The sequence below is a fragment of the Nocardia sp. NBC_00511 genome (genome assembly GCF_045161165.1).
In the GTDB taxonomy this organism is placed as follows: Bacteria; Actinomycetota; Actinomycetes; order Mycobacteriales; family Mycobacteriaceae; genus Nocardia.
Genome location: NZ_CP107850.1, coordinates 268451 through 290294, shown reverse-complemented (window position 1 = coordinate 290294; position 21844 = coordinate 268451). Strand labels below are relative to the sequence as shown.

27 protein-coding genes are annotated in these 21844 nt (G+C 68.1%); 9 read left to right on the top strand and 18 right to left on the bottom strand.

Annotated elements, in window-relative coordinates:
* Window positions 1-73 precede the first annotated feature (73 nt).
* The 8 genes from OG300_RS42570 to OG300_RS42535 form a co-directional block, all read right to left on the bottom strand.
* Entirely contained in the window at window positions 74-1801 is a 1728-nt protein-coding gene (locus OG300_RS42570; RefSeq protein WP_331722969.1) for a ParB/RepB/Spo0J family partition protein, read from the bottom strand.
* Between the two features lie 140 nt (window positions 1802-1941).
* Entirely contained in the window at window positions 1942-2226 is a 285-nt protein-coding gene (locus OG300_RS42565; protein WP_331722968.1) for a hypothetical protein, read from the bottom strand.
* A 17-nt stretch (window positions 2227-2243) separates the two neighbouring features.
* A complete protein-coding gene (locus tag OG300_RS42560) occupies window positions 2244-2405 on the bottom strand; it encodes a hypothetical protein (RefSeq protein ID WP_331722967.1) in 162 nt (53 codons plus the stop codon).
* A 29-nt stretch (window positions 2406-2434) separates the two neighbouring features.
* Entirely contained in the window at window positions 2435-2656 is a 222-nt protein-coding gene (locus tag OG300_RS42555; protein ID WP_331722966.1) for a hypothetical protein, read from the bottom strand.
* A 5-nt stretch (window positions 2657-2661) separates the two neighbouring features.
* The gene (locus OG300_RS42550; protein WP_331722965.1) at window positions 2662-3300 is read right to left on the bottom strand and encodes a hypothetical protein; all 639 of its coding nucleotides are present in this window, start codon (window positions 3298-3300) and stop codon (window positions 2662-2664) included.
* A gap of 55 nt (window positions 3301-3355) precedes the next feature.
* Window positions 3356-3952, bottom strand: coding sequence for a DUF4192 family protein (locus tag OG300_RS42545; protein ID WP_331722964.1), 597 nt, complete (start codon window positions 3950-3952; stop codon window positions 3356-3358).
* Window positions 3953-4168: 216 nt separating this feature from the next.
* Window positions 4169-4462: a hypothetical protein gene (locus tag OG300_RS42540; protein ID WP_405498920.1), complete on the bottom strand. Its 294-nt coding sequence runs from the start codon at window positions 4460-4462 to the stop codon at window positions 4169-4171.
* 59 nt (window positions 4463-4521) lie between these two features.
* Window positions 4522-5322: a protein phosphatase 2C domain-containing protein gene (locus OG300_RS42535; protein ID WP_331722962.1), complete on the bottom strand. Its 801-nt coding sequence runs from the start codon at window positions 5320-5322 to the stop codon at window positions 4522-4524.
* Between the two features lie 557 nt (window positions 5323-5879).
* Between OG300_RS42535 and OG300_RS42530 the strand changes: the two genes are divergently transcribed.
* Complete coding sequence (locus tag OG300_RS42530; protein ID WP_331722961.1) at window positions 5880-6608, top strand: hypothetical protein; 729 nt, start codon at window positions 5880-5882, stop codon at window positions 6606-6608.
* A 97-nt stretch (window positions 6609-6705) separates the two neighbouring features.
* Here the strand turns inward: OG300_RS42530 and OG300_RS42525 are convergent, their stop codons facing one another.
* Window positions 6706-7617 (bottom strand): SUMF1/EgtB/PvdO family nonheme iron enzyme, encoded by a 912-nt coding sequence (locus tag OG300_RS42525; protein ID WP_405498917.1) that lies wholly within the window; start codon window positions 7615-7617, stop codon window positions 6706-6708.
* 67 nt (window positions 7618-7684) lie between these two features.
* On the bottom strand, window positions 7685-8467 hold the full coding sequence (locus OG300_RS42520) for an aminotransferase class IV family protein (protein WP_331722960.1): 783 nt from the start codon (window positions 8465-8467) through the stop codon (window positions 7685-7687).
* A 365-nt stretch (window positions 8468-8832) separates the two neighbouring features.
* Here OG300_RS42520 and OG300_RS42515 point away from each other — a divergent pair, with 365 nt between their 5' ends.
* Genes OG300_RS42515 through OG300_RS42495 form a run of 5 tightly spaced genes read left to right on the top strand, consistent with a single transcriptional unit; the run spans window position 8833 to window position 14353 of the window.
* Window positions 8833-9855: a hypothetical protein gene (locus OG300_RS42515; RefSeq protein WP_331722959.1), complete on the top strand. Its 1023-nt coding sequence runs from the start codon at window positions 8833-8835 to the stop codon at window positions 9853-9855.
* Between the two features lies 1 nt (window position 9856).
* Complete coding sequence (locus OG300_RS42510) at window positions 9857-11308, top strand: FAD-dependent monooxygenase (RefSeq protein ID WP_331722958.1); 1452 nt, start codon at window positions 9857-9859, stop codon at window positions 11306-11308.
* Complete coding sequence (locus OG300_RS42505) at window positions 11305-12108, top strand: nucleotidyltransferase domain-containing protein (protein ID WP_331722957.1); 804 nt, start codon at window positions 11305-11307, stop codon at window positions 12106-12108. Before OG300_RS42510 ends, OG300_RS42505 begins: the two co-directional genes overlap by 4 nt.
* Complete coding sequence (locus tag OG300_RS42500; protein WP_331722956.1) at window positions 12105-13211, top strand: radical SAM/SPASM domain-containing protein; 1107 nt, start codon at window positions 12105-12107, stop codon at window positions 13209-13211. Before OG300_RS42505 ends, OG300_RS42500 begins: the two co-directional genes overlap by 4 nt.
* 17 nt (window positions 13212-13228) lie before the next feature.
* A complete protein-coding gene (locus OG300_RS42495; RefSeq protein ID WP_331722955.1) occupies window positions 13229-14353 on the top strand; it encodes a radical SAM/SPASM domain-containing protein in 1125 nt (374 codons plus the stop codon).
* 33 nt (window positions 14354-14386) lie between these two features.
* On the opposite strand, the gene gltX is transcribed toward OG300_RS42495, so the two are convergent.
* Both gltX and OG300_RS42485 read right to left on the bottom strand, forming a co-directional pair.
* Complete coding sequence (gltX, locus tag OG300_RS42490) at window positions 14387-15754, bottom strand: glutamate--tRNA ligase (RefSeq protein ID WP_331722954.1); 1368 nt, start codon at window positions 15752-15754, stop codon at window positions 14387-14389.
* A gap of 500 nt (window positions 15755-16254) precedes the next feature.
* Complete coding sequence (locus tag OG300_RS42485) at window positions 16255-17031, bottom strand: hypothetical protein (RefSeq protein WP_331722953.1); 777 nt, start codon at window positions 17029-17031, stop codon at window positions 16255-16257.
* 153 nt (window positions 17032-17184) lie between these two features.
* On the opposite strand from OG300_RS42485, the gene OG300_RS42480 reads away from it, so the two are divergent.
* Window positions 17185-17358, top strand: coding sequence for a hypothetical protein (locus OG300_RS42480; RefSeq protein WP_331722952.1), 174 nt, complete (start codon window positions 17185-17187; stop codon window positions 17356-17358).
* Between the two features lie 61 nt (window positions 17359-17419).
* On the opposite strand, the gene OG300_RS42475 is transcribed toward OG300_RS42480, so the two are convergent.
* Both OG300_RS42475 and OG300_RS42470 read right to left on the bottom strand, forming a co-directional pair.
* Window positions 17420-17776: a hypothetical protein gene (locus tag OG300_RS42475; protein ID WP_331722951.1), complete on the bottom strand. Its 357-nt coding sequence runs from the start codon at window positions 17774-17776 to the stop codon at window positions 17420-17422.
* Window positions 17757-18047, bottom strand: a complete 291-nt coding sequence (locus OG300_RS42470; RefSeq protein WP_331722950.1) for a hypothetical protein — start codon at window positions 18045-18047, stop codon at window positions 17757-17759. Before OG300_RS42470 ends, OG300_RS42475 begins: the two co-directional genes overlap by 20 nt.
* A gap of 135 nt (window positions 18048-18182) precedes the next feature.
* Between OG300_RS42470 and OG300_RS42465 the strand changes: the two genes are divergently transcribed.
* On the top strand, window positions 18183-18500 hold the full coding sequence (locus OG300_RS42465) for a hypothetical protein (protein WP_331722949.1): 318 nt from the start codon (window positions 18183-18185) through the stop codon (window positions 18498-18500).
* A 27-nt stretch (window positions 18501-18527) separates the two neighbouring features.
* On the opposite strand, the gene OG300_RS42460 is transcribed toward OG300_RS42465, so the two are convergent.
* The gene (locus tag OG300_RS42460; protein WP_331722948.1) at window positions 18528-18899 is read right to left on the bottom strand and encodes a hypothetical protein; all 372 of its coding nucleotides are present in this window, start codon (window positions 18897-18899) and stop codon (window positions 18528-18530) included.
* Between the two features lie 673 nt (window positions 18900-19572).
* Between OG300_RS42460 and OG300_RS42455 the strand changes: the two genes are divergently transcribed.
* Window positions 19573-19824 carry a hypothetical protein gene (locus tag OG300_RS42455; protein ID WP_405498911.1) on the top strand — a complete coding sequence of 84 codons (252 nt, stop codon included), beginning with the start codon at window positions 19573-19575 and terminating at the stop codon, window positions 19822-19824.
* A gap of 272 nt (window positions 19825-20096) precedes the next feature.
* Here OG300_RS42455 and OG300_RS42450 read toward each other — a convergent pair whose 3' ends face one another.
* The 3 genes from OG300_RS42450 to OG300_RS42440 all read right to left on the bottom strand — a co-directional run bounded on the left by OG300_RS42450 (window position 20097) and on the right by OG300_RS42440 (window position 21842).
* Window positions 20097-20300, bottom strand: a complete 204-nt coding sequence (locus OG300_RS42450) for a hypothetical protein (RefSeq protein ID WP_331722946.1) — start codon at window positions 20298-20300, stop codon at window positions 20097-20099.
* Between the two features lie 307 nt (window positions 20301-20607).
* Complete coding sequence (locus tag OG300_RS42445; protein ID WP_331722945.1) at window positions 20608-21174, bottom strand: hypothetical protein; 567 nt, start codon at window positions 21172-21174, stop codon at window positions 20608-20610.
* Window positions 21171-21842 carry a hypothetical protein gene (locus OG300_RS42440; RefSeq protein WP_331722944.1) on the bottom strand — a complete coding sequence of 224 codons (672 nt, stop codon included), beginning with the start codon at window positions 21840-21842 and terminating at the stop codon, window positions 21171-21173. Before OG300_RS42440 ends, OG300_RS42445 begins: the two co-directional genes overlap by 4 nt.
* Window positions 21843-21844 lie beyond the last annotated feature (2 nt).

The following is a 21844-nucleotide window of genomic DNA, read 5'->3' as shown; positions in this document are numbered from 1 at the left end:
GGGGAAGTTCCTTTCGGTGAGGCGACCGGGGCAGAGCCCTTGGGGTTCTGCCCCGGCCTGACAGGTGGGGGTGTCAGGCGGTGAGGTCGGCGGCCTCGGCGATTGCGTCGGTGAGGCTGATCTGGCCCATTACGGCGCGTTCGATCGGGCCGGGCTTGTGGCCGATCGCGGCGAGCAGGCGCAGGTAGCGGGCGTGGCCGCTGCTGCCGGGGAGGTAGCAGACGTTCGGGTCGTCCTGGGTGGCGCGCCAGTAGTGCGGCTGCTTGTCGGTGGGCTGCATCCGGGCTTCGGTGGCCGCCATCGCCAGGGCGGCCAGGATGATCAGGGCGCGCTGATCGGTGGTCTTCTGGGCGTCCGGGGCGCGGGTGTCGTCGTAACCGATGAGGCCGGTGAGCTTTTCGCGCAGGTTGTAGCCGCCCTTGTTGCCGAGTCCGAAGAACTCGATGGCGAACCCGTTTCCCTTGGTCAGAATCTCGGGATCGGTGATCACCATGTGGGTGATCCACTGAATGATGCCCTTGGGCAACGTCTTTCGGGTCAGGAACTTGTCGGTGATGAACTTGCGGCGGGCTTCGGTGTCCACGCGCGCGGCCACGTTGGCCTTGCGGGCGCGCACGTTGGCTGCGCCCTGCTCGGGGTTGGCTCCGCCCGTGCGCGAGACTTTCAGCCCCGCGCCTTTGCGGTCGGTGCAGAAGTAGGACGCGCTGACGGCGGGTTCGTAGCGGACCGCGTCGGCGTGATGCTTGCCCTCGGCCGGTGTCGCGGCGGGATCGAGGACGGTGGCGGGGTCGATACTGTCGGCGCTGATCTGCTCGCCGGTCTCGATGAGGATGGCCTGCTCGGCGTGGTGCAGCAACACCGCCCAGTGGCTGGGGCTGGTGACGTCCTGCACCGTGGCCGGGCGTCCTCCATGTGTCACAAGGCTTTCCAAGGCGTCGGGCTTGTTCTCGTCCCAATAGCCGGGCTTGCTGGTCAGGATCGTGTAGCCCTTCTTGACGAAGCTCTCGCGGGCGGCTTCGGTGGCGGCCAGGGCGCGGCGGCGGTGATGGACCGCGATAACGGTCCGCTCGAATCGGCCTTCGCGGGCGGCTTCGGTGAGCTTGCCCATCTCGTACTCGTCGGGGACGAGCTCGGCGACGGTGGCGGCCTGGCTGATGTCGAGGTCACCGGCCAGGGCGGCGGCGCGCCCGAGGTCGGCGGCGGTGGCCTTGCGCAACCGGCCGATCGCGGCGGCCTCGTCGCGGGTGACGCTCTTCAACCGCTTTTCGACCTTGACCGGGGTCAAACCCAGATCGAGCATTTCCTCGACGGCCCCGATGCGGTCGGCGTCGGTCATCTCGGTGCGACGTTCGTTCTCGTCCCACTGCGTACCGATGTCGTCGATTCGCTGTTCGCGCGCGGTCTCGCCCAGCGGCGGCGCGACCAGGATCACCGGGCACGGTCGGTAGTCGACGGCGCGGGCGGCCAGGGTGCGGCGGTGACCGAACCGGACCTGCAAGTAGCCGTCGCGGTTGATGAACACTTTCGGCTCCTGGTGGAACCCGTGTTCACGGATCGACGCGAGAAACTCCTCATCCAACGTGTCTTCGGCGTCGGAGCGGATGTTGCGGCCGAACACGAGATCCTCGGGATCGACGGCCAGCGGTACGCGGCCGGTGGATGATGCTTCGAGCTGGGCACGCAACTCGGTGAGGCGCTCGGCGGTCAAGGGCTTCGGATCCGGACGGCGGGCAGGCGCGGTGGCCGGTTCGGCGACGCTGACGGCCGTGTCGGCGGCGGCAGGGGCGGTGGTGGTGCTCATCGTGCGGTGTCTCCTTGGCTGTGTGGCAGCCAGCGCCGGGCCACTAAGGATGGTCCGGCGCTGGCTGGTGATCGGGTATCCGCGGTGCGGCAAAGGATTTCGGCGCGCGGGCGGCGGTGCGCGGGCTAGGTGGCGTGTGGTCATCGGCGGTTGGGTGCGCAGGTGGTGCACCACTCGGCTTTGCGGACGCTGCTGTAGGGGGTATCGGTGCGGCACTCGCCCATCTCGGTGGCTTCGATACCGCAGCGGGTGATGACGCTGTGCATCCGAGCACCGAACGGATTGGTGTGCTCGCACAGCTGCGCGACCTTGTGTACCGGGTAGCCGTGCAGGTAGCGGTGGTCGCTCACGTCACGGAATTCGTTGGCGGGCACCGTGTCCGGCTGCGTCGGACTCGGGCCGTACGGGTCGGCGGGGGTGGACATAGGTACTCCTGTCGTGGTCAGGCGGTGGTGTCGAGCCATTCGCGGTTCTCGGTGTCGTCGCGGCGCTCGAACTGCGCGACGCTGAGGCCCTCGTATTCGGCGCGGTGGTAGCGGCACAACAGATCCGGTTCCGGGTCGTAGGAGACGGTGCTGGTGCACCACGGGCACGTAATCGGCATACGTGGTTCCTCTCGTGGGGCGGTGCGGGTCAGATGGTGGGGTGGCGGGTCAGGCGTTCGCGGCGTAGCGCGTGCTCGAGGAATCCGGCGGTCAGCTCGTCGAATCGGACGTAGGTCTCCCAATCGCACTGGTCGCTGTCGCGCAGCACCAGGCGCAGGTATCCGTCAGGGTCGCGGGTGAGCATGATGCGGTCGCCGTCCTCGTCGAACAGCTCGACCAGCCTTCGGCCGTGGTTGTGGCGGGGTGGCATGGCGGCTAGATCAGGGCCAGCTGCTCGGCTGGCCCTTCCGGGGCCGGTGCACTGGTGAACTCGGGCGGTGCGCAGTGCTCGGCCGGTGCGGGTTCGGTTGCGGTGTACCGGCATTCGACCGATCGGCCGTTGTGCAGTCCGCAGCACGTGATGTGTTTGGCGGGGGTCCGGTCTTCGCGGCGGGCTCGGCGGCGGGTCTCGGCTTCGTACTCGTCGATTCGGCTGCCCTCGAGGGCCTCGTAGTGCGTGAGGTCGGCCGTGTGGCCTTCGGGGTCTATCTCGGGCATTCCGGCGGCCTTCCACATGCGGAAGTACAGGCCAGCGGCGGCGGTATTGAGTGGGGCGGCGAGGCTGACATCGCGCAACGTCAACACGACTTCGATAGCGGTGGCGGGGCGGGTGTCGCGGCCGGTGGCTACTCGCTCGAGCAGTTCGCGGCAGTAGGCGCGGTAGACCAGTTCGTTGCTCATGCGCTCGTGAAATGGTTTCAGCAGTGGGTAGCTGTGCCAGATCTCGTCGGCGCGGTGGGGGTGGCGGTGCTGGGCGGCGGCGATCTCGTCTTCTGCCCACAGCACCGGGTCCAGCCCGTCGCCGACCATCTGGGTGACCTCGGCGAAGATCTCTTCAGCTGTGCTGGTCGTCATGACATGTCCTCCGGGGATTCGGGGCCGGGGCGGGGTTGCCGCCCCGGCCGGGGGGTTAGTGCTGGAGGTGGTTGCGCAGGAACGCGGCCGCAACGTCGGTGGCCGGGAGGCCCTGCGCGACGGCCACGCGGAGCGTCTGTGCGACTCGGTGTTGGGGGTCGGCGGCGCACGCCCTCTCCAGCAGGTAGGAGGCGGTGTTGGCGTCGTCGTGGCGGACGTAGATGGTGAGGGCGACCAGGGTGGTCGCGTGGGCGTAGTCGGTGCCGGTGGTGGCGGCGGTGAGGGTGCTGTAGAGCACCGAATCGGCGTGCTCGACGGTGCCGGGGTGCAAGCGGTCGGTGCGTCCGGCGGCGATCTCGTAGAGCTCGTCGCGTACCCGGTCGCACCGCAACCGGACAACGACGTCGGCCAGGCCGATCGGGTCGGACTGCCACAACGCGCTCATACGCTCGATGTAGGTCAGCACCGCGTGCAACTCGGTGTTGTGATGGCGCTCGGCGCGGTCGCCGCGTAGCGCGGCGGCGAGGCGCTCGGCGTGCTTGGCCTCCGCGTCTGGCAAGGCGTCGGCCACCCGGTTGGTCAGCCAGCGGTCCTTGCTGAAGGTGCGACGCGTGGCGCGCCGCGAGGGGAACACGGGCGGGGGTGTGGTCACAGGAAACCTCCGGTGGTGGGGGGAGGGGTCCGGGCCGCTAAGGACGGCCCGGACCCCTGCGGGGAATGGGGTTTGCTGATTCGCTGTGAACTTGTCAAAGAACAGAGTTTCCGCTGCTGGCGGCCGGTTGCGGCCACCCCGTAAGTCTATCTCTATCGTTCGCTCTTTTACGCAATTTGGGTAAAAGAATCCGGATAGAGTTTCGCTCAGCTGGGGCTAGTAGGCGGGGCGTTCGTCGGGCCACTGGCGACCGTCGGCGGTGACGGCGTCGCCGGTGATGATCAGGCGCGGCAGGCGGTAGACCATGAGGGATTCGCCGTAGTGCTGGGTGCCGCGCGTGAGGTGGCGCAGGTGCACGCCGGTGGTCTCGGCGACGGATCCGGCGAACAGGATCAGCTGCTCGAGGTACTGGATCTCGATCCACGCGCTGGCGTCGGCCAGGCGTCCCCAATCGCTGAATTGGAGTGTCTCGCTGGCGATCTGGTGAAGCTCGGCGAACGTGATGCACACGCCGTGATCCTGCCCGCAGCGCGGGCAACGATGTTTCGGGTCGATAAGCACGAGGTCTCCTATTCGGGGTCGGGGGTGTTGACGGTGATCACCAGGGCGGTCGCGTTGTCGGCGTGCTCGCCTGCGGCGCGTACCGCCCAGCGGGTCAGCCACTGCGCGGCGCGCGCGGTGGTCGGGGCGTGGGTGAGCGCGTAGGCGATCGCCTTGTGTGGCAGCGCTTCGTGAATCCCGTCGGTGCACAGCAGGATTCGCGCCGGGTACCAGTCCGGGCGCTGGCCGGGATGCCACCAGCCCAGGTCGGGCTCGGTGTCGGTGCGACTCAGCGAGCGGGTCAGGCGGTGCGGTGCGCCGAGAAAGGCGAGGTTGTGATCGCGGGTGAGCTGCTGGAGCTGCCCGTCGCGGCGCAGGACGTAGGCGCGGCTGTCGCCGATCCACCCGGCGTAGATATCGAGGGTATCGACATCGACGGTGAGCACGACCAAGGTCGTGTCCGGCGGCTGGAGCACGCAATCGGCGTGGTCCTGGTCGTAGGCGCGATAGACCGGCTCGTGCTCGGCGTAGTCGGCCAGCACGGTCATCGTGGTGCGAGTGGCGCGAATGACGTGATCGGGGCCTTCCTGGTTGTCGATGAGGCTGGCCATCCGGCAGGCGATATCGGCGGCGGCGCGCGCGATCACATCGGATCCACCCTTCGCCCCGCCCATCCCATCGGCGATCACCGCGACCGCGTAGCCACCGTGCTTGTCGTAGCAGTGGTCGAACGCGTACGCGTCCTCCTGATGGGCACGCCCGCCGATGAGCGTGCGCGCGTCGATTTCGAATGTGCCGTGAACCTGGCGGATGATCTCTGGGCTGCTCATAACTCTATTCTAGTATGTTTTACGCATTCTTGTGGCGTTTTCGGCGCATGTCGACGCAGGTCAGGCGGGTTTTTCTGCCGTGTGCCTACCTGCTGGGGGACGGTGGTCTTTGCCCCTGGGTGGGGGCGCGTGCGCCCGCACGGGGCAGGCCTCCGGCCTGCCCCTGTTCGCCTGCGCTTCTCGCGCAGAGGCTCGCGGGTCAAGGGTGGCGCGTGCGCCATCGCCGCAGGCGACGCGACGCAGGAGCGCCCTTGACGCGTGAGGGGCGCGAGAACACAATGCAGGCGACCCCACTCAGGGGCACGCGGCCGCAGGTCGCGGAGGGTTTCCGCGGGCACCGCCCGCGTGACCCAACCCGGGCGGCACCGGCCACGCAGCCAGTGCGGAGCGGATGTGGGGCGGACTGGCCTCGGCCGGGTGGTGAGCCCGCGGGAGCGACGGCGCTGCGGGAGGGCTCGGTGCCGCGGCAGCCCTGGTCGTTGTGTCGGCCGGCGGAAATCGCGACGGGTTTGCGCGTCTCCCTCCACGCAGGGTGTGTAAAAAGTAGACTGTTAGATATGGCTACGGTGAGTTTCACGACGCTGACCACGGAGTTGTCGGCGCATGTCAGCGCGGCGTACGAGGACAACCAGCTGTTCGTCGCGCAGCGCTACGGTGCGCCGGTGGCGATGCTGATCGGTCACGACCTGTGGCTGACCGGGCAGGAACGCGCGGTCGAACCGGCCTCCTACGCCGAGAAGAACGCCCGGTGGGTGCGCGAGAACTTGAAGCCGATCCGCGAGCAGCTGGCGATCGGCACGCACACCGTGATCACGGTCGATTCCGTGCCGAAGGCGGTCCTGGTGCCGTACGAGTGGATGCGCACCCAGTTCGAGGAGCTGGGATTGCCTGCGACGCAACATGATCCGGATTGCGTGATGGTGATCTACCGCAATCCGCGCACGGTCGAGGAACTCGAAGCACAGTTCGCTGGAAGCGAGGATCCGGACTTCGAGATGGACCGCCGCCTCTCGGCCGGTCCCGCGCGCGTGCCCGCGATGCGTCGGGAGCGGCTGCGCGCGGTCGTGTACGTCCATGACGGGGTGGTCGCCCGGGTCCGTGCGCTGGACATGGCCGGGAGCTGGGAAGATCTGCCGGGCCTGCACAGTCTCGCGCCGGTGTCCGAGCCGCTCACGGCCGCTCGGATCGACAAGACTATGCCGGGCTTGGGAATCCATCCGCGCGACAAACGCGAACCGCGGTGGGGCACTTGGCGGGAGTACATCGACCTGAAACCCGCTCAGTAGGGACTTCCCGGCCCAGGCTCCGCGCGATCGAGTCCGGCCCGCATACGGAGCGATTGAGAGCTCGTTGTTGTTGTCGCACAACCGGCTCCGCTGAGGCTCAGGCCATGGGAGCGGTACTCACGCAACGGAATCCGGTGTCGTCGTCGAGCATCGTGTGGTCGGCGTCGTTGGTGGCCGAGGGGGCAGCGCGGTCGTAGGGGCTGGTGAAGGCGCTGCCTTTGAGTTCGTAGCGGCCGGGAGTGGTTGGGGTGCTGGTCCATTCCCAGGTGTTGCCGCACAGGTCGTAGACGCCGTAGGGGCTGACGCCGGATTTGTAGCGGTCGACGGGGGTGGTGGTGCCGATCGCGCCGCGGCAGTTGCATTTGGCGGGGGTCAGCTGGTTGCCCCAGGGCCAGATGTCGCCGTGGGTGCCGCGGGCGGTCTTCTCCCATTCCCCGGCGGTGGGCAGGCGTTTGTGCGCCCAGTGCGCGTAGGCGGTCGCGTCGTCCCAGCTGACCCATACGACGGGGTGGGTCAGCAGGTCGGCCGGTGGGGTGGTGGCGCTCCAGTGTTGTGGTGGGGGATGGCCTGTGGCGGCGATGAATCGGCTGTAGTCGGCGTTGGTGGTGGGGTAGAGGTCGATCCAGAATTCGGCGACCCAGACCGGTTGTTCCTGGGCGCCGGCCAGGAAGATGCCCTCGGGGACTCGGGTCATGACCTTGCCGTCGATGTCGTGGCGCAGCACGACGGGAAGCTCGATGATCTCGGGTTCGTCGGGGCGCTCGGTGACCGAATCCGGTGCGAGACGGCTGAATCGGGCGCGTTCGTCGATGGTGAGGGTCTGCAGGGAGGTGTCGAGGGCGGCCTGGTTGACCGGGCGCGGGCGCACTTTCGCGCCTCCGGCCTCCCATTTCTCCACGCGCCGTTCGGGTACGCCGAGGTGGGCGGAGAACTCTTTGATGCTCATGCGGCGCGCTTCACGTAGTGCCCGGACGTGCACGCCTGTCCAGATTCCGAGCATGGTGATCATTGCGCGGTGTCTCCTGTCCCCGTTGCGATGGCGTAGAAGCGTAGTCGCCGCAGGACCGCTGGCGGGGTCAGATCCGCTGCGGGGGAATCGAATCGTATTCCTGACGCAGCGTGGTGATGAGTTCGTGCTCGGTGGGGAAGTGGTGGTCGTCGATGCGGGCGACCGCGCGCACGCCGACCGCGGCGTTGGTGGCGACGATGGCGGCGAATTTCGGTAGCTGGGCCAGGGTGACTTTCTCGACGAGCACGTCTTCGTCGCGGGCCTGGCTGATCAAGCGCATGGTGGTGCCGGGCAGGACTTCGGCGTCGGGCCAGATCAATTGGCCGTCGGTGGTGATGACACCGAGGTTGCTGGTGGCGATTTCGGAGATCGTGCCGTCGGGTTCGACGAACAGGACATCGTCGTAGCCGTCGCGCTGGGCGGCGGCGCGCAGATGCATCGGCCCGAAGAGCCCGACGTGCTTGACCTGCGGCATGTCACGGCGAAAGACCGCTGACTGCAACGTCAATGGGGTCGGTGGCAGCGCGGGAGCCGCCCGGAAGCTCACCAAGACCTGCGGGTGCGCGGGTGCGCCGGGGTGCGCCAGTTCGAGGTCCGGGTCGAAAATGGTGATCCGCACGACTAACGCGCCGGGAGTGGTGGGCAGGGCGCGGCGGATCAGGTCACGCACATGGCTGGTGTCGAGGTCGGTGGCGAACACGGTGCGGCAATCACGGCGCAGCCGATCCAGGTGCAGGGTCAGGCCTTTGACCGCGCCGTCGGTGACGCGCATCGAGGTGAAGTGCCCGTAGCCGACCAGTCCCAGAGCCGCGATCTGCGCCGCGGTGACCGGTGCACCGTTGAGTTCCATACAGGCCAGTTTTGCACTGCCACACCGTGTGCGGGACCGCACCCGAGCCGAGGACGGTAAAAGGACGGGGGAATTCGGGCAAAGGACGGTTCCCCGCCCGCGCATTCACGCCGACTCTGAACGGTATGAGCTGCACGAACATTCCGGCGAACCCTTCCCCGGGTGCCGGACACCCGCTGCGGCGGGTGCGCACGCCGGGCGCGGCCGCTCGGCGGTAGCCGCTCGCACATCCTGCTGACCATTCACGCTCGCCGAAGAGGGCGAGCGGTGGACGAACACTGCCTGAGCACGGAAAACGACAGTCGCACAACCATTTTCAGTAGTCGCCGCGTGGGCTTCCTGCGCGGGAGACGGAGGAGGTTCTGATGACCTATGCCACGTCACGCGGGTCGGTGGTGGTCGCTGCCGGCGGGCTACGCGGCACCGCCGACGACGTCACCTGTGCCGCGGCGGCCGAGTCGGACTCGATGTGTGGGTCGGTGCCGCGGTGCTCGTTTCTGGACTCCACGGTGCGGACCGGACGCGAGCTCGGCGCGGTGCACGAAAGCCTCGCGAACGAACTGCGGCGGCATACCGGTGCGGACTCGTTCGTGTTCTCGACGTGTCAACGCGTGGAGGTGTATTCGCTGCGCACGGTCCGCGATCAGTGGGGGCGCAGTGTGCTGCCGCGTGATGTCGGGCTGGCGTTGGGGTCGGCGGCGGCGCGGCGGCGGTTGACCGAGATCGGCGCCGGGGTGCGTTCGCAGATCCTCGGTGAGCAGTTCGTGCTGTGGCAGTTGTTGTCGGCGTCCACGCATCTGGGGTTCGAGCATCCGTTTCACTCAGTGGTGACCGATGCGGTGCGGCTGGCGCGGCGACTGCGCGAGGACAACCGGTTCGCCGCGGTCGAGGACTATCCGGCGCTGGCTCTGGGGCTGCTGGGTTCCGAGCACCGCGCACCCGCGCACACCCTGCTGGTGGTCGGCGGCGGGGTGATGGCACGTGCGGTGGCCGAGCACGCCCGGGTGAGCGGGTATCAGCGGCTGGTGATCGTGACCCGGTCGCCGAAGAACGTCCGCCGCCGGGCGAGCCGCAACCTCGCCGATGCGATGGTGTGCCGCCCCGGCCTGGCCAAGGAACGGGTCGGGGATGGCGAGTGGGATGCGGTGATCGCCACCTCGGGGATCACCGGCGACTACCGCGAACAGGTCGCGGACCTGGTCGGATCCCGGCGCTGTCGGGGCACGGTCGACCTGTCGTGCATTCCGCTGCACGAGCACACCGGCGACCGCTACGAGCACATGTACGGGCCGCGCTTCGCCGCCCGCATCGCCGCGCAGAACGAGCGCCTGGTCGAGGCCGCGGCGCGGATCCGTGAGCAGATCGCGGTCCTGGCGGGGGAGGACTGACATGGTCGTCGAGGTCGATGTCCTGGTGATCGGTTGCGGCCCTGCGGGTTTGATCGCGGCGGATCGGCTCAGTGACGCGGGGGCGCGAGTGTTGCTCGTGGATGCGGGCCGTGGTCATACCCGGCGAGTGTGTCCGGTGGATCGGGGTCGGGAATGCCACGGCTGCCGGGGTATCTGCAACACTGTCGCGGGATTCGGTGGCTGCATCCATTACGGCGACGGCGTGAAACTGTCGCGGTTCCCCTCGGGGCGGCGGTTGGCCGAACTCTTGGGCGGCGAGCGAGGTCTGCGTCTGGAAACCGCTGCCCTGCATCGGCTGTGCGGCACGGTGTTGCCGGAGTTCCGGGGCAGCGTGGGCGCGGCACCGTGGCCGGTCAAGGACTATCCGGTGGCGTCACTGACCAGCGCCCAGGTGCGCGCGGTGATCGACGGGCTGCACAACCGGTTACTGAGCCGCCCGAGCATCGACCTGCGTACCGGAACGGAAGTGCGCGCCCTGGCCCCGCACGCGGGTGGCCGCTGGCAGGCGCAGCTCCTCGACCGGCGCGGGAGTGAGGACCGGGTGCGAGCGCGCGCGGTCGTCGCGGCGGTCGGGCGGTGGGGCCGGGAATGGTGGCACGCCCAGATCCGCACTCTCGGGCTGCGTTTCGATCCCCCTGCCCCGTCGGTGGGGGTGCGGTTCGAATGCCCCGCCGCGCTGCTGGCGGCCGGTGCGGGGGTGCACGCGGATTTCAAGACCACGCTGGTGCGCAGCGGGGTGAAGATCAAGACGTTCTGCTTCTGCGCCGGTCCGGGCGGCGGGCGGATCAAGTTCACCGACTATCCCGCGGGCCCGGACGGCGGCTACACCCTGCTCGACGGACACGTCATCGCCGAACCGGCGCACGGCGCGACCGCGAATTTCGCCCTGCTGGCCCAACTGCGCGACGAGGACGGGCGCGCGTGGGACAGCACCCGTATCGCCACCGACCTGCTCGCCCCGTATCGGGCGTTGCGTCCGGATCGGCCGGGAAAGCCTGTCCTGCAATGGTTTCCCGACTTCAAGGCTCGGGAACTGACCTGCACGAGTCTGCCGGAGTTCAGTGCCATCTCGGGGGTGACGCCGTCGGTGCGCGACTACCGGATGGCGAATCTGGCCTCGATCCTGCCGAGCGAGGTCCACGCCGCGCTGGTCGAGGCGTTCACCGATCTGGCCGGGTTCTTCACCGGCGGCGCGGATCCGGCGTGGTGTCAGCGGCAGGTCGGAGTGATCGGCCTCGAGCTGGAAAACACCTGGGACGTCATGGATTTGAGCGCCAGCCTGCAAACCTCCGCACCGGGCCTGTATGCGGTCGGGGACGCGACCGGGCTGGCGCAAGGGATCGTGGCCGCCGCTACCGGCGGGCTGGCGGCCGCCGAACACATTGTCTCGACCTCGCTGTCTACCCCTGTGACGGAAGGACTGCTCCGATGAACCACCCCGAACCCCTCATCGCCGCGCGCACCGTGGACCTGGCCGTCGCGGTGTTCGGTGCGAACTTGCTGGCCGCCTACGTGGGTGGCTCCTACGCGCGCGCCACCCACAAACCCACTTCCGACGTGGACACCGTCGTGATCCTCGAAAAACCTGACCGCGACGCCGAACGCACCTACGCCGACGGCTTTCGTGCCCTGCACGAGAGCGCGGGCCTGGCGTTCGCGCATTGCGGGGAGATCTTCGACGAAGCGACCCTGACCGGGCTGCTGGACTTCACCGACATGTGCCTGGCCGCGGTGCCCTCGATCCAGCATTCGGCCTGTTATCTGGCGGATTGCCCGCTGTCGAGCTTCCGCAAGGGCGACGTCGTCTACAAGATGCTCCAAGACCCCAAGATCTGCGTCTACGACCCGCAGGAGATCCTCGGGCCGCTGACTGCCCGCGCGCTGGACTACTTCCAACGCTGGCCGATGCCGCGCGTGCAGCCCTACAAACACGCCCTGCAACTGCCCGCCCACAGTGAGCAGGCGCGGCTGGCGAGCAAGTGGGACCAGCGCCGACGCGCACGAGATTGGGATTGGACGGCCACGCCGATCGGGGTGGGGTTGGAACGCTGGTTCGGGCCGGGGCTGTCGTATCGGTCTCCGGCCTTCCACGGCCGTGAACCCGTCACCACCGTGGCGCCGGGCGCACCGAATGTGTGTCCGCTGCCCGTCGTCGACGGGCAGCTGGCCGATCTGCTGCGGGCGCAATGCCTGGCGATGCCCGCGCCCGGACATGACGGGAGCCGACGATGAACGCGCTGGGATTGGGCATGCCGACGGTGCGCCGCCCGCTCTACACGCAGGCCACCGAACGGTTCGTGTTCCTCTACCCGACCACGGCGTGCCAATTGCGGTGCCACCACTGCTATGTCGGCACCAGTCGCCTCAACGAGGCCAACACGATGAGCGTGGCGCAGGCGGTCGCGGTCATGGACTATTTCAAGGTCACCGCCGGACACGACAAGCTCTATCTGCTCGGTGGCGAACCGACCCTGCATCCGCAGCTCGGCGAGATCGTGGCCGCCGCCCGGCAGCGCGGCTATCAGGTCACGATCTCCTCCAACGGCGAATTCGCCGACGACGTCTTCGACGCGGTGCCGCCCGGCGTGCTCAACAGCTTCAATTTCAGTCTGGAGTCGGCGGATCCGGTGGTGCACCGCAAGATTCGCGGCAATCCCCGTAACTGGGCCACAGTGGTCGCGCATATCGAGGAAGCGGTGCGGCGCGGCTATCAGGTGCGGGTGATGTGCACGGTCTCGCACGCCAACGCCGAACACGCCGTCGACCTGATTCCGTTCCTGGCCGAACGTGGGGTGCACACGCTGAGCTTCCACAACCTGGGCAAGACCGGCAACGGCGCGCGATTCCTCGAACCGCTCAAGCCCGAGGAATGGATGCGCTGGTGCGCGGACCTCGAAGCCATGACCCCGGAGCGCCGGTTGGCGGTGTATTACCCGCCGACGTTCGTGCCTGCCGAGCAGCAGGCGCAGTGGTTCGAACGCGGCTATCCCGGCTGCCCGGCGCGCACCCTGGATCGGCCGCACGTCTATCCGGACGGGTCGGTGTATGCGTGCCCGGTGTTCATGGACGGGCATCCGTTCGCGACATTCCGGGACGGGCGGCTGGTGCTCAACACCGATCCGGACAACGAACTCAACTCCTACCTGCACGCCGACCCGATCTGTACCGGCTGTGCGCACACCGGGACCTGCGGCGGGGGCTGTCCGGCCTACTCGCAGATCCCCGCCTACGACGGCTGGTATTCCTGCGACCGCTCGACCACCCCACTGTGCATTTTGTGGACGGTCTCGGCGTGGGGGCCGCGGCCTGCCGATGCCCTGCACGCCCTGCGATAGGACGGAAACCCCTTGTCATGACCGACCATTCGTCTCACCCCGCCCTGCTGTCGGATGCGGCGCCGTTCGCGGCGGCCGCGGCAGCGCTCCGTGAGCCGTTCTTGTTCCTCTACATCACCGAGAAGTGCCCGCTGCGGTGTCTGCACTGCTACATGGGCGATCGCCTCGACAAGGAGCGGCGCATGAGTCCGGCGTACGTGGCCGATGTGCTGTCGAGCCTGCGGGTCACCTACGGGCAGTCCAAGGTGTATCTGCTCGGCGGTGAGCCGACCACGCACCCGGGATTCGGGGAGATCCTCGATATCTGCAAGCAGCAGAACTATCGGGTCGTGTTGACCTCCAACGGTCTGATTCCGGCCCGGACCTGGCCGGTGCTGGACGAGCGGATCGACTCGTTCAGCTTCAGCATGGACGGCGCGACGGCCACCACCCACGAACAGATCCGCGGCCCGAACACCTGGAAGCCGCTGCTGGCCAGCATGCGCCGCGCGGTCACCGGCGGATTCCAGACCCGCGCGATCATGACGATCACCACGATGAACTCCCACGAGGTGCTCGCCGCGATCGACCTGGCCGAACAAATGGGCCTGGACATGCTGAGTCTGCACTACTTCACCCCCACCGGGCTCGGGCGCACCCGCCCCGAACTGCAACTGCCACCCCAGGACTGGATGGCATTGTGCGAGCAGATCCAACTTGCGGCCGCGGGCCGCACGGTGCGGGTGTTCTACCCGCCCGCCTTCGTCACCGCCGACGCGCTGCCCGGTTTGCGGGCAGCCGGATACAGCGGGTGCACGGCGCGGAACCTGGAGCGGCTGGCGGTGTTTCCCGACGGCCGGGTCTACATCTGCTCGGCGTTCTTCGACACCGACCTGCACTACGGCGAATTCCGGGACGGTCACGTCGTACCCCGGGCCGGGGCGAAGGTCGAGCGCACCGAGCTGACGCTGGTCAACCAAGTCAGCTCGAACTGCCGCAGCTGCCCGCACGGGACGCTGTGCGGGGGCGGGTGCGCGGCTTACGACCATCTCGGCACGACATTGCGCAGCGCGGACTGTGACCGGCACACCGTGCCGGTCTGCCCGTTGTGGTCGACACCGGTGCAGGCAGGCACCGAGCACCGGCTCATCGACCTCCGCTGACCCCGTTCAGGCGCGGCGCGAATCAGGGTGGGGTCAGGTGAGTTTCGTGCGCGCCGCCTCGATCCGCGCCAGCGTGCGCTCTCGGCCCAGCACCTCGATGGACTCGAACAGGGGCAATCCGATCGTGCGGCCGGTGATCGCGACCCGCACCGGTGCCTGCGCCTTCCCGAGCTTCAACCCCTGAGTAGCGGCGGCGGCCTCGATACCGGCGCGGATCGCCTCCGCGTTCCAATCGACGGACGCCAACTGTGTGGCGGCCGCGGCGAGCATGTCGGCCGCGCCGGGCTTCATCGCCTTCGACCACGCCGCCTCGTCGACGACTGGCTCGGGCAGGAACAGAAAATCGACATTCGCGGTGATCTCGCCGAGCACCGCGATGCGGGACTGGGCCAGCGGTGCCACGGTCGCGAACACCGACGGGTCGAAATCGGTTGCGGCCCACGGCGCGTGCGGTGCCTGCAGCCACGGCTGACACGCGTCGATGAACGCGGACGGGTCGAGGGCGCGAATGTAGTCACCGTTGAACGCACGTAGCTTCGCGACGTCGAAGAACGCGTTGGCCTTGTTGACGTCGGCGATATCGAACTGTGCTTCGAGCTCGGCGTACGGGCGGATCTCGGTCCCGTTGTCGCGCGGCCCCCACCCGAGCAGCATCAGGTAGTTCGTCATCGCCGCCGGCAGGTAGCCCTCGGCGAGGTAGTCCTCGAGCGCGACCTTGTCGCGGCGTTTGGACAGCTTCTTGCGGGCCTCGTTGACGATGACCGGCAGGTGCGCCCACGCCGGTGGGGTCTGCCCGAGCGCCTCCCACAGCAACTGCTGTTTTCCGGCGTTGGTGAGGTGCTCCTCGCCGCGGATCACCAGCGTGATCTTCTGCTCGACGTCATCGACGGTGTTGGCCAGCAGAAACAGGGGGCTGCCGTCGCCTCGGGCGATACCGAAGTCCTCGATCGCGGCATTCGGGAACGCGGTAGCACCCCGGATACGGTCGGCGACAACGGTTTCCCCGGAATCCGGGGTACGGAAACGCAGCAGCCGACCGGCTGCCGCGGTGAGTCCGCGCTCGCGGCAGTACCCGTCGTAGCCGCCATCGGGTTTGCCGGTGCGCTCGATGACCTGCTCACGCTTGCAGTCGCAGTAGTAGGCCTTGCCCTCGTCGAACAGGCCCAGAGCGGCCGCGGTGTGAGCGGCGGCGTTGCTGGACTGGAAGTAGGGGCCTTCGAAGGTCGGGTCGGTCTCGGAGATGCCGATCGCCGCCAACGCGGTGATGATGCCCTCGACCCATTCGGGTTTGTTGCGAGCCTGGTCGGTGTCCTCGATCCGCAACACGAACCGGCCGTCGGTGGCTTGACGGGCGACGGCCCAGTTGAACAGCGCTGAACGCGCACCGCCCACATGGAACATCCCCGTCGGCGACGGAGCGAAACGAACCCTCGTTGTCGTGGTCACGGATAGAAAGTACTCGCAGGCTCCGACCGAAATCATCCGAGATTCCTGCCGACCCGAGCGGTGGTGATCGAGGTCTGCCTCGGCGGCGGCGGCGGGCCGGGGCGCGGGTCAGCGGATTTACTCGGGTGACCCGCCGGATCCCTGGTACGGGTTGCGTGGCGAGGGGTCTTCACAAGCACAGCGCGGAGTGTCGAGTGGTGGGCGGTAATCGACGGCGCCACAACCGGTTTCGAGGCATCGAGTCAATCGGTGCCCGCCCCGAACGCCCGGGACGGGGCACGACAGCCAGCCGATGAGCGTGCGAGTGTCGTTGCCGAGCAGAGAGTGGCCGTTCATGCAGCGCACCAGTTGTGGTTCGGCCCATTGACCATCCGAGGTCTGTACAAGGCGCGCGGGATCGACGATTCGGCCGTCGACCACGTAGATCGGCCGGAACCTGCGGGCTCCCGCTGCATTCATCCGGTGCGGACCAAGCCGAGTCGGCCGGCGGCCGCCGGGGCGTGATTGGTAGACCAGCACATTCGACCGCTGCCGGTGCTGGTGAGCGCGAGACGGCCGCGCCGGTAGTCGCGGCCGCGCAGCCGGACGTCGACGTCGACCTCGAGTGAGCGCAGTCGTCCGTGGCCTTGCCCGATGCCGTCGTAGCGCAGCTTGCGGACTTCCATGTCGAGGTGGGGTTGGCGGATCCACTGTCCGCCGGTGACGACCAGGACCGTGCCTTTGCTGCGGAGTCGGGCGCGCAGGTTCTCCACCTGCCGGGGCGCGATCCGCAGCTCGCCGGGCACGTCGATGACCAGTAGCCGGATGCCGTCGGCGAGCACAGCGGCGACTTCGACGACCCGGTCGGGCTCGACCTCGATGTTGAAGAGCCGGTCGAGGTGCGCGCCCATCTCCCAGGCCGCCAGCAATCCGAGGCGTTGCCCGCCGAGAACCGCGGTGGTGATGCCTGCGCCGGTCGCTGCGGCCAGTAGCCCGCACAGTAGCGATCCGCGTGGCCAGACGGCCATCTCTCCGTGGGTGAGGCCTCCGCCGGGCAGCAGGTCGCCGAGTGCGCCGGGCACGGGTAGCACGTTGCGGGTCTGTGATTCGGGTTCGGTGGGGGGCGTGGCGGTTTCGGCTCCGATGCGGCCCGGGACGGCGGCGATCTTGTCGCGCAGGGCAGCGATGCGCTCGGCCTTGTTCATCGCGGCCAGTGCCTGCGGATCGAGACGGCCGGAGTCGGCCGCGCTCACGATGACACCCCGGACTCGAACATACGTTCTAGTCTAGAGGGGTGATCATCACCCGCCTAGACCGGATACGGACATGCCCGTCGCTGAGGCGATTCGCCTGACGGCGGCACAGCCTCACATGTACCGACCCGGCACGCTAATAGACTGCCCGGCATGGTTTCTGTGGGTGATCGGGTGCGGCTGGGCACGAACGGCGTGTCGGAATTCGAGGTGCTCGAGCTGGTCGACGAGAAGACTGCGCTGGTGCAGACGGTGGAGGATGCGCCAGGCCGCTATCCGTTCCCGACGTTGATCCGGTTCATCGTGCCGGCGGCGGATCCGGTCTGAGAGACGCGTCGGCCCGCACGCGGGGAAGCGTGCGGGCCGACGGTGTTCTCGGGGGTGGGACTCAGGCGGAGCGGGGGTGTCGCCGGTTGATCATGCGCAGGATGTCGTCGCGGCTGATGGCCTCGAGTTCCTCGGCGCTGGCTTCGGCGGAGACCCATTCGGAGAGCAGTTCGTCGCGGTCGGCACCGGATTCGGTGACGCGTTGCATGAGCCGCTGATACGCGGCGGGCGACAGTTGCAGGGTGGCGGTGAAGGTCACGGGGACCTCTTCGCTGACACCGAGGCGGGGGACCTCGACGTCGGGGGCGTCGAGGTCGAAGTGCAGGGTGTCGAGGAGGTGGGCACTCCAGTTCTCGCCGTAGTCGGCCACCAACTTGTCGTGCAGCTCGGACGCGCGGTCAGCCTTCGAAGGGCTCATCGGTGGTCACCTCCCATTTCTCGTACAGGGCCAAGTCTGCTCCGGTGAGCTCGCGGGCCGCGATGATCATCCAGGTGAACGGCTCGATCTCGCGGGTCGCGACTACCAGGGGGCGGCCGCTGTGGGTTCGTCCTGCTATCAGTGTCACCTGAATCGGCGCTCCAGTCGATGGACGCGCCCAGCGGCGGCGCGCGCGCAGCACCTGGAATATCTCTTCCGGAGTGACCCCGCGCAGGGCGTCGAGGGCCCAGTCCGGCAGCTCGAATGGCATTCCGGAACCCTATCGCCCCGCTCACGGCCCGGAAAACCGGCGACGGTGCGGGCGTGCACTTCGATCAAGATCACATCCGGGTCACCGCTGGGGCGAATGCCCGGCTCGTCGACTCGCGGCTGCGATGCTGGGGGGATGGTCGCGGTGTCCGGCGACGACGGCGGGCTGGCGGATCACGCCTGGTACACCGAGGTGTCGGCCCCGGTGCGCACGGTGGCGACTCCGATCACCGCGATCCCGCAGCTGGCCGCGGCCGCGATCACACGGGGAGAGACCGACCGGGTCATCAGGGTCGAGGCGGCCGATCCGCCGGTGATCCACACTCCGGGCCGCTACCCGAATCAGTGGCTTCTCAGCGGGGATTTCCTGTGCCTGCCACTGCCATGCCCGTGGTGCGGGTGGTGGCGTGACGGGGCCTGCCAATGCCCACCGGGACCTCCTTCTTCGCGGTGAGCGCGGTTCGGGGCTGCGGTGGGGCGTTCAGGACGTCGGGGGCCGGCGGTGGGAGAGAAGTTCGTGCAGGCTGGCGGGGCCGGCGGCGGCCGCGGCGGCACCGGCGAGTTCGTAGCGCACGTAGATCTGCGGCAGAACATAGTCGGGAACGAGCCGGAATCGGCGGCGTAGCCGATCGGGAATCACCGCGAAATCGGCGGTGCGAGTCCAGGTTTCACCTTCGGTGGCCAGTTCGCGCCGGATGAGGATGTCGGCGTAGACGGCGCCGGTGCCGACCATGTCGCCGAGCATCGGACCGAGTTCGGGGTAGCGGTCGTGTAGTTCCCCGGCGATGGCCTGCATGCACTGCCATCGGTGGATCTGGGCGCACAGCAGGTGCAGGTCGGTGAGAGGTCCCATCGGATTCTCACCGGGTCCGTCGTCGGCGTATCGAGCTCGCCCGCCCATACACGTTCATAGCAAATGACCAGTTCTCCTGTTACCGAGTGTGTTGTCTCGGGCTGGCGGACTCCAAGGGGTGCGTCTGCGGGCAGGCCCGCCAGCCGTCGACCGATGGTGTCCCGTCGCGGGCGGCTGAGCGGGACACCAGCATCGCCGCCGGACGATGGCGGCCAGAGGTTTCCGAGTGTGCGGTCGGATAGCCGCGCCCGGTTGCTCCGGCTCGCACAGCTCTCGATTCCCCCGAGGAAGCAACGTAGCGGATCCGCCCGTCGATGGGCTCGAATCATGGTGCGATGGCACGGATCAGCGGTCCGTTCGGCACACAGGGTCACAGATATCTGGTCGATAGCCGCGTGATCAGCGACGAGACAAGTACGGCCACAACACCACCGATCCGGCGGCCGGAGTGGAACCCGGGGCCGGGGTGGCGCGTCGGAAGGTTCATGGACTGGGATGAGCGGGCCGAGCTGCGGGACCGGGGGATCGACCCGGATGATCTGAAGGCCCAGTTGCGGGTTGCCTACATCCGGTATCTGATGTGGGCCAACGGATTACCGATGGTGCCGCTGCGAACGGCGCGGCGGCCAGGTGGCAGGGCTCGCGGATACTGGCCGCGGGGGCGAGGAGACCGATGAAGCCGAACCGGTACATCCCGAGCGTCCCCATGGACAACGTGGGCGTACTTGAGATCCCTGACGAGACTGCCGAGCTGAGCAGGTACTTTCACACGAACCCGCACCACGGCAAGCATTCTGACCAGATGACACGGGAGCTGCGTCAGGTGGCGGCTGAAACACGCAAACGGCTGCTCAACGGCTGCGATGTCGAAGATCAGTGGTGGCGAAGCCATTTCCTGAGGGAAGCGCGTGCACAGCTCAACTGAGCACTCGGCAGATGGCGGACACGGGGTCTGGCCTGGTCGCCGAGCCGTGCGAGGGTCGCGTCGCCTCTGCCGGTTCGGATACGGTCGGTGAGTTCCTCTCCGGGGGCCCTGGCGGGAAACGTAATTCACCACGCGCTAGTGAAATGTCTTAAACTGTTGACTGAAAAGGCACGCAACCCGTGCGAAGTGGGTTGCGTCAGATACGACCCGATCCCGGAGGGCGGTAACCGTCCGGGATCGGGAGCAGCTGGTTCGGGACCGGTCCTGGAAGATTAGATCCCGTTCAGCAGGTGGTGCAGCGCCGCCTTGGCGATTGTCAAAAGCGTCGAGGCGGCGTTGCTATGTTCGCCGTCCATCGCCACGCAGACGTTCACCGCTGTCCGCACACATGCGAGTGCTTCGAGCACGGCCCGGGCCTTGAGCCCGGACCGGTGATTAGCCGGTGCAGTGTCGGGTGAAGGTTGTGGGGTGTCCACGACCGATCCTTTCCTTGTAGGGATGTCGCACCGTGTGTGCGACAGGCGGGGCTCCCCGATCGCTCGAGCAGTCCCGACCGTCGCGCGCACGAGCGCGCCCGACAAGGAGTGAGCCGACCCCAACTCGGTTGCCCGCGTTGGACACTGGGCCAGCTTCCAGACATCTTATGTGATTGCGCGGACCAATTGTTTATTGATCCGGCGGTCACCACGAAGCACGCCCGAACAGGCATAACCTCACGCTCTACCTAGGCGATTGAAACGATCGCACTGGCGGAAAGCGTTGTGAGCGTGGATATCAGGGCGTCTACTCAACGACGCGAAGATGTCGCGTTCGCGGTCCGGCTTGGCTGTCGAGCCATTGCAGGGTCGCGTCCCATCCGTCGGTGCGGATGTGGTCGGCGAGGTCTTCGCCGACCACACGGTGCGGGCCTGGCTCGCTGATGCGGGTGTCGCGTTCGGCGGCTTGGTCGACCAGGGCGTGCAGGGTGCGGGCGCGGGCCTGCCATACCTCTGGTGCGCGGTCGGGATCCTCGACACGTTCGAAGGCCAAGCCGCCGAACCAGAACGTGGGGGCGTACCTCAAAACAGCGTCGAGATCGGTGTCGAGCCACAGCAGCAGTGCTACCGCGTCCGCGAACTCGGTGCGGGAGCGGGAGAACCGGAACTCGTCGACCTCGAGGTCAGGGAAGCGGCCGATGTACTCGCTGGCCAGCGCCCGCATCGTCTCAATAGTCGGCCCATCGACCCATTCCAGGTGCCAGCCACCGTATCGGGCCTGGCGGGGCCCGTCGTAGGACTGCCGCACCGGCCGCCCGGTGCGTTCGGTGAGCAGGCGGGCGAGTGTGGCGGCTTGCCGGGATCGGTTGGTCATGACACACCTTCGGCGAGCGGGGGAGCGTCGACCGCTGGGTAGAGCTCCCGGTAGGTGGCGTGGTGGGTGCGGTAGTGCGCGCGCCCGGCCTCGGTGAACACGTAATAGGTGCCCGTGGGCACGGACCGGCCCCGCAGGTACCCGCGGCTGTTGTACTGCTCGTAGCCGACACACAGGTACAGGTGGTTCTCCCCGCGCATCTCCTGGCAGCGGGTGCCGTCACGCTCGGCTGCCGCGGCCGCGGCCAGCTGCCGCCACAACCGTTCGGCCAGCAGCCCTTTCGGTGGCCGGGCCGGTGCCGGCCGGGCACCGGTTCCGGCGCGCGCCGCGGCGCGACCCGCCCGGGTCAGCCACACCGAGACCGGATCGCGCAGGATCCCCGGTGCGGTCTCGGTGGTGATGAGCCCCCGCGCGCGCAGGGCGGCCAGGGTCGCCCCGGCGCCACTGTCGTAGACCCCCTGGGCCCGTAGGGAATTGGGGACCGGGCCGTAGGGATTGTTGAACGGGATGCGCCGCCAGGCCTTCGCCGGTGTGTTGTCGAAACGCCCGCGGGCGGACTCACGCCGGCGGAGAGCCTCGAGGTCCTGGTCGTAGTGGAACAGCACGGTCAGGTAGATGCGTTGGCGGTCGTTGAGCGCATCCCACGCATCCCGGGCGGCGGTGGGCATGG

Excerpts from the sequence above, each read along its gene's own strand:
- OG300_RS42550 (WP_331722965.1), bottom strand. The coding sequence starts at position 3,300 with ATGACGACCAGCACAGCTGAAGAGATCTTCGCCGAGGTCACCCAGATG.
- OG300_RS42460 (WP_331722948.1), bottom strand. The coding sequence starts at position 18,899 with ATGGGACCTCTCACCGACCTGCACCTGCTGTGCGCCCAGATCCACCGA.
- OG300_RS42505 (WP_331722957.1), top strand. The coding sequence starts at position 11,305 with ATGAACCACCCCGAACCCCTCATCGCCGCGCGCACCGTGGACCTGGCC.
- OG300_RS42520 (WP_331722960.1), bottom strand. The coding sequence starts at position 8,467 with ATGGAACTCAACGGTGCACCGGTCACCGCGGCGCAGATCGCGGCTCTG.
- OG300_RS42535 (WP_331722962.1), bottom strand. The coding sequence starts at position 5,322 with ATGAGCAGCCCAGAGATCATCCGCCAGGTTCACGGCACATTCGAAATC.
- OG300_RS42475 (WP_331722951.1), bottom strand. The coding sequence starts at position 17,776 with ATGAGCCCTTCGAAGGCTGACCGCGCGTCCGAGCTGCACGACAAGTTG.
- OG300_RS42510 (WP_331722958.1), top strand. The coding sequence starts at position 9,857 with ATGGTCGTCGAGGTCGATGTCCTGGTGATCGGTTGCGGCCCTGCGGGT.
- OG300_RS42470 (WP_331722950.1), bottom strand. The coding sequence starts at position 18,047 with ATGCCATTCGAGCTGCCGGACTGGGCCCTCGACGCCCTGCGCGGGGTC.
- OG300_RS42515 (WP_331722959.1), top strand. The coding sequence starts at position 8,833 with ATGACCTATGCCACGTCACGCGGGTCGGTGGTGGTCGCTGCCGGCGGG.
- OG300_RS42570 (WP_331722969.1), bottom strand. The coding sequence starts at position 1,801 with ATGAGCACCACCACCGCCCCTGCCGCCGCCGACACGGCCGTCAGCGTC.
- OG300_RS42560 (WP_331722967.1), bottom strand. The coding sequence starts at position 2,405 with ATGCCGATTACGTGCCCGTGGTGCACCAGCACCGTCTCCTACGACCCG.
- OG300_RS42555 (WP_331722966.1), bottom strand. The coding sequence starts at position 2,656 with ATGCCACCCCGCCACAACCACGGCCGAAGGCTGGTCGAGCTGTTCGAC.
- OG300_RS42445 (WP_331722945.1), bottom strand. The coding sequence starts at position 21,174 with ATGACCAACCGATCCCGGCAAGCCGCCACACTCGCCCGCCTGCTCACC.
- OG300_RS42495 (WP_331722955.1), top strand. The coding sequence starts at position 13,229 with ATGACCGACCATTCGTCTCACCCCGCCCTGCTGTCGGATGCGGCGCCG.
- OG300_RS42455 (WP_405498911.1), top strand. The coding sequence starts at position 19,573 with ATGAAGCCGAACCGGTACATCCCGAGCGTCCCCATGGACAACGTGGGC.
- OG300_RS42500 (WP_331722956.1), top strand. The coding sequence starts at position 12,105 with ATGAACGCGCTGGGATTGGGCATGCCGACGGTGCGCCGCCCGCTCTAC.
- OG300_RS42530 (WP_331722961.1), top strand. The coding sequence starts at position 5,880 with ATGGCTACGGTGAGTTTCACGACGCTGACCACGGAGTTGTCGGCGCAT.
- OG300_RS42480 (WP_331722952.1), top strand. The coding sequence starts at position 17,185 with ATGGTTTCTGTGGGTGATCGGGTGCGGCTGGGCACGAACGGCGTGTCG.
- OG300_RS42565 (WP_331722968.1), bottom strand. The coding sequence starts at position 2,226 with ATGTCCACCCCCGCCGACCCGTACGGCCCGAGTCCGACGCAGCCGGAC.
- gltX (WP_331722954.1), bottom strand. The coding sequence starts at position 15,754 with ATGTTCCATGTGGGCGGTGCGCGTTCAGCGCTGTTCAACTGGGCCGTC.
- OG300_RS42525 (WP_405498917.1), bottom strand. The coding sequence starts at position 7,617 with ATGATCACCATGCTCGGAATCTGGACAGGCGTGCACGTCCGGGCACTA.
- OG300_RS42465 (WP_331722949.1), top strand. The coding sequence starts at position 18,183 with ATGGTCGCGGTGTCCGGCGACGACGGCGGGCTGGCGGATCACGCCTGG.
- OG300_RS42440 (WP_331722944.1), bottom strand. The coding sequence starts at position 21,842 with ATGCCCACCGCCGCCCGGGATGCGTGGGATGCGCTCAACGACCGCCAA.